Annotated in this window: 6 protein-coding genes; 4 read left to right on the top strand and 2 right to left on the bottom strand. The window is 41.0% G+C overall.

Annotated elements, in window-relative coordinates:
- Window positions 1-39: 39 nt before the first annotated feature.
- Window positions 40-957 (bottom strand): magnesium transporter CorA family protein, encoded by a 918-nt coding sequence (locus WDC_RS08800; RefSeq protein WP_044011491.1) that lies wholly within the window; start codon window positions 955-957, stop codon window positions 40-42.
- 145 nt (window positions 958-1,102) lie between these two features.
- Between WDC_RS08800 and WDC_RS08795 the strand changes: the two genes are divergently transcribed.
- On the top strand, window positions 1,103-2,080 hold the full coding sequence (locus tag WDC_RS08795) for a choloylglycine hydrolase family protein (RefSeq protein ID WP_044011490.1): 978 nt from the start codon (window positions 1,103-1,105) through the stop codon (window positions 2,078-2,080).
- Here the strand turns inward: WDC_RS08795 and WDC_RS08790 are convergent.
- Entirely contained in the window at window positions 2,072-3,043 is a 972-nt protein-coding gene (locus WDC_RS08790) for a YdcF family protein (RefSeq protein ID WP_044011489.1), read from the bottom strand. The genes WDC_RS08795 and WDC_RS08790 overlap by 9 nt on opposite strands.
- A gap of 41 nt (window positions 3,044-3,084) precedes the next feature.
- Between WDC_RS08790 and WDC_RS08785 the strand changes: the two genes are divergently transcribed.
- From WDC_RS08785 to trxA, 3 genes are read left to right on the top strand one after another with little or no spacing between them, the layout of a single operon-like run.
- Complete coding sequence (locus WDC_RS08785; protein ID WP_044011493.1) at window positions 3,085-3,969, top strand: RluA family pseudouridine synthase; 885 nt, start codon at window positions 3,085-3,087, stop codon at window positions 3,967-3,969.
- A gap of 54 nt (window positions 3,970-4,023) precedes the next feature.
- Window positions 4,024-4,773: a TerC family protein gene (locus WDC_RS08780; RefSeq protein WP_044011488.1), complete on the top strand. Its 750-nt coding sequence runs from the start codon at window positions 4,024-4,026 to the stop codon at window positions 4,771-4,773.
- Between the two features lies 1 nt (window position 4,774).
- Complete coding sequence (gene trxA / locus WDC_RS08775) at window positions 4,775-5,107, top strand: thioredoxin (protein WP_044011492.1); 333 nt, start codon at window positions 4,775-4,777, stop codon at window positions 5,105-5,107.
- Window positions 5,108-5,256: the final 149 nt, after the last annotated feature.

The raw sequence follows: 5,256 nt of genomic DNA, 5'->3' as shown, positions 1-5,256 counted from the left end.
GCGGTCGGCGCACACGTTTATTTAAATGACATGCTAGGGTTACTTGTTCCTAAAACCACGACCAAGTAAAAACCAGGTAGTGAGTAGAGTCAAAATTAACGTTACGATGATCGTTAGTTCCCAGCCAATTGGCGACTTGGCAAATGGGAGATGCACGTTTTGTCCAAAAAAACCAAAAACAATGGCGGGTACGGTCAAAATAATTGAATAAACCGTTAAAAAACGCATGGTATTGTTCAAATTGCTATCTAGTACTTTGGAATACGCGTTGGATACTCGTTCAATCACATCTGAAGCCGTTTGGGCCATCTCGAGGCCTTGCTTTGCTTCAATGATGACGTCATCCAGCATTTCAATTTGAGCCTGTGACAAGCTGGTGGTTCGCCGGCGTAACTCTTGTAGTAGTGAAGCATCAGTATTGAGTGAAGTGACGACGTAAACCAAACCGGTTTCCAAGTTCATGAATGAAGCAATCGCCGCCCGTTCTGTTCGTTTTTCCAGTGATTGTTGGATTTTAATGCGCTCACGGTCGGCAGCACGAATCGGTGCAAAATAAGCAGTTGATAGTTGATACAAAACTGGCAAAATAATATCAATTCGCTCCGCTTGTTCGACATCGCGATCCTTACGGTCAATTTGCTGACTGATTAAATCGTTGACAAACGCTGTTTCATTATTAGTAAACGTGATTAAATTATTAGCTGTAAACATAATTCCAACTGGTGCTGTTTGTGGCTTAGAACTATTCATATCGGCAATGAAAACGTCAAAAATAAGCAAAGTAATATCAGCCGCCTGGTCAGACTCCACCCGGGCGCGTTCATCGGGATCAATGGCATAATTCAACATTTCGGTGGTCACTTCAAAATTATTGACGAGCTGTTTAAGGTCACTGTCATCAGGTTGATGAACGCGAATCCATTGGTTACGTTTATTAATTGATTGAGATTTAAGCACAATATTGCTCCTTATTAACAGATAATAACTACAGTAAACACTTTCTGATCGCGTCTGTAAAGCTGAATGAGAGGCAATTAGGTGCTTTTGAAAAAAATATGTGCTAAGTTTAATTCAAACTACTAAGATTAAGGGGGATACAGCAATGTGTACTAGCATTTTACAAATTGCTAAAAATGGTGTGCATGTCTTATCACGCACGATGGATTGGCCCACACTAGAAAATTCACCGTTGTTTGTGCCACGAAATTTTGAGTGGCAAACGGTCTTTGATCATCGAACACACCACAATAAGTATGCGTTAATTGGTGGAGGAAGCATGAAAAATGGTCGCATCGATGTTTCAGATGGGGTTAATGAGTTTGGCTTGTGTGCGCAAAAACTGACATTTGCTAACGGAGCTCAGTTGGTGGATGAACGCGATACGACTAAAACACAGCTAGCGCCGTTTGAATTTGTCTTTTGGGTCCTCGGCAATTTTAAATCTGTGCTAGACATTGAGCACCACTTGCCCGAAGTAGAACTGATGTCGGAAAAGTTTAGTGACTGGAAATATGGTAAACCAGAACTTCATTTTTCATTAGTTGATCCGACTGGACGAATTGTGGTGATTGAACCAACCCAAAATCCGATGAGAATTATAGAAAATCCGCTCGGTGTTGTAACCAATAGTCCACATTTTGAACGACAGCTCGCCCGATTAGAAAAATACGTTAACTTTACCGCGGAATTTGAAGCGGGCAAGGTGGCGCTCAATACTCCCAAGGTAACGACTGGAAATTTATCTGGGAAAGCAATTCCACCTGGGTCATATTCGCCGGGTGCTCGCTTTATCCGCGCAGCTTACTTTAAGGAACGTGCGGATCAGCCTGAAGATGAGCAATCAGCTATTATTTCTAGTTGGCACTTATTAGAAAGCGTCAGTGTGCCTCGTAATTCTGCTCATCAGCAAACATTTTCGGTGTACCGGGCAGCGACCGTGGCTGAAAGTCGTAGTTATTATTTTCAATCATATAATCGTGGTGAAATTACCAAATTGCAATTAACACCCGCAATGTTAGATTGGACCAAACCGAAAATTTATTCAGTCAAAGATGAGTTAACAGTGAATAGTTTAAACTAAAAATGTAGTAATAGAGGCGCAGATAATGGCGTACAGGCAATGGCGAAGGGGATGCAAAAGCACGATTCCAATCCATTCACGTATTGAGGAACTTTTAAAGACCTTCGATTGATTATTGACACCCAGCGCTAACACCTGAAAATTTAATTTTTGGGCGTATAGACAGACACGCAACAAGTGGTACTGATTAGAAAGTACCGTCACTTGCTGTTGTTGGAAATGGTGCAGTATAATTTGTTGACTGTTAACCAAGTTTTGCCACGTGTTGCGTGATTGTGTTTCTAAAATAATTTGGCTGGGTGAAATGCCGTGGTTAAGCAAATAATCTTGCATGGCAGCTGCTTCTGATTGCTGTTCATCAAGACCTTGTCCGCCGGCAACAACGATGGTTTTTGTATGAGCTTGGTTCAGCTCGATTGCTTTATTCAAGCGGCGCTGGAGCTCGTGACCAGGATGATGGGAACCATCAATTAAGCCAGCACCTAAAACAAGCAAAATGGGCGTGCTAGCTGTATTTTGATTGCGAGTTGCCAACAGCCAGGAATTCAGATAGTAAGCTATTAATGACAAAATAAAGTAGATTGGCACTGCCGCCAGCCAACTGATTAACACAGGTAATTGGAGGTTGGTAACAGCTACTAAACCGTTGACGGTAATGCTGGCGAGTAAAAGGGCAGCTGTTAGTGCCAGAATTATTTTAAATTTTAAACTCAATCTAGCGACAATTTGGGGCGTGTAACGCACTAATTGTCGCCAAGCGAGTACCAGCCAGCTGAGTAACCAAGCTGTGGCTAACGTAAGAATGAGGATAGCAACTGGCCAAACGATGATTAAACCAATGTTTGCTAGTAAATAAAGAAGGACAACGCTTAAATAGCCTGTGAGTTGTAAGAATGGCCGGTGACGGATTGTGAATAAAACGAGCGCACCTAATGTAAATAGGCTGATTAGTATAATTAACATGGCAGACGCTCCCTTCAATTAAATGGAAAGCAGGTGTGGCAGTGACAACTTGGCAGTTAACGTATCAATTACCAAATGATTTTGAAACGAATAGTTTGCGTAATTTACTAGAACAGCAGTGGCTGTTGCCACATCGAATAGTCCATTTTTTGCGCTTACGGCAAGATGTAATGGTCAATCAAAACTATTTACCGATGAATTTTATGGTTAAGGCGACAGACAAAATTAGTATGCGTTTTTTAGCCAGTGATTTTAGAACCAGCGAATCCCGTTATTTGATGGATAATTCGCGGGTAATTAAAATTTTGTTTGAAAATGAAAACTTGCTCGTGGTTAATAAACCAGCGGGGATCAAAACGCACCCAAATCAGCCTTTTGAAACGGGAACGTTGCTGAATTTCGTCGCTGGTTATCTCGCCAAAAGCCGCGCTGCACCATACATGGTTCATCGAATTGACCAGCAGACGAGTGGTGCTGTGATTGTTGCCAAAAATCCGATTGTTGTCCCTATTTTAGACCGCTTAATTAGTAGCAAGCAAATTGCCCGCAGCTATGTGGCCTGGGTCAGCGGAGTATTTGATCAAGATGCGGGCAAAATCGAGTTACCGATCGGGTATGATCCGGCTGACAAACGAAAAAGAAAGGTAGCCGGTGTAAAAGCACAGTCTGCGTTGACAATGTACCAGGTCCTCAAACAAACTGGAGACCGCACACTGGTGAGACTGGAGCTGGCGACAGGCAGAACGCATCAATTGCGCGTTCATTTGGCGGCAATCGGGCATCCGATCATCGGTGATCCACTATATTCAATGGCTGGTAATGAAAAAATGTTGCTCCACGCAGCTGAGTTAAAATTAATCGTACCCTTTGAGCAAACAAAAATAAAAATTTATGCACCAGAACCGCCCTATTTTAATAATTTGTAGTAGAATGGTTTTTTGATAAATAGTTGTGTTGAACTTGTTAACGGAGGAATTTGAGTGGCACTTTTAGCTAAATTGTATGGTCCTTTTTTTGATTTGCATAATTGGGCAACTGTCATTGAATCGGGGAATGATTGGTTGATTATTTTTTCATTGGTAATGATCGAATGTTTGTTATCAGTGGACAACGCAATCGTGTTGGCAGCCCAGACCCGGGCACTACCAGATAAGAAACAACAAGAAAAATCTCTGTTTTATGGCATCTGGGGTGCCTACATTTTTCGTTTTTTAATTATTGGCATCGGCACCTACTTAATCAATTTTTGGGCGATTAAAGTGGTGGGGGCAGCTTACCTAGCCTATTTGTCCGGGCGCTTTTTCTATCATAAAGTGATTGGCAAACGACCAACCAAAATAATTCGGATGCCGAAAAAAAGAGGATTGTCACTTTTTTGGTCGGTAGTGGTCCAAATTGAAGTAATGGATATTGTCTTTTCAATCGATTCGGTGTTAGCGTCGCTAGCAATCTCGAGTAATCCGGTGATTGTGTTGATTGGTGGTCTGATTGGAATATTGGGGATGCGTGGGGTCGCTGAGGTTATCATGCGCTTAATGCTTAAAATTCCAGAACTGGAACCGATGGCTTACTTACTGATTGCATTAATTGCGATCAAATTATTCCTAACCATTCCGATGATTGATATTGAGATTTCTTCAACGGCATTTGGAATATTTATTGTGGTGATGTTTATTTTGACATTTATAATTCACTGGGTCCGTAGCGGAGTGAAGCGAGGTGAAAATTAATATGGCAGTAATTGCAACGAAAACAAATTTTGCTGAAACGAGTCAGGGGACGATGACGCTGATTGATTTTTGGGCGCCATGGTGTGCGCCATGTAAAATGATGGAACCAGTGTTGGACCAACTGGAACAAGGATATGGGCAACAAATCAAGTTTGTAAAATTTAACGTGGATGAAGACCAAGAGATTGCAATGAAATACAAGGTGATGAGTATTCCTAGCTTGGTGCTGTTTAAAGACGGGGTTGCTAAAGAGAAGGTTACGGGTGTTTATCCAAAGGATAAGCTGGATAAATATTTAGCTAAGAAATTAAATGATTTTCATTTAATAAATTAATCTCATTTTTTTAAAAAAACGTAATGAAAATTGGAGATAAAAATTTTAAGAGTAGTTCAAAAAAGGTTAAACAACTTTTTTCAAACTACTCTGTTTTTTTATTTATTGGCATAGTTAAATCCCCTTGGGCATGGGAAAAATCAAATAAA

The organism is Paucilactobacillus wasatchensis, assembly GCF_000876205.1.
Lineage (GTDB): Bacteria > Bacillota > Bacilli > Lactobacillales > Lactobacillaceae > Paucilactobacillus > Paucilactobacillus wasatchensis.
This window is presented reverse-complemented; position numbering and strand designations above follow the sequence as displayed.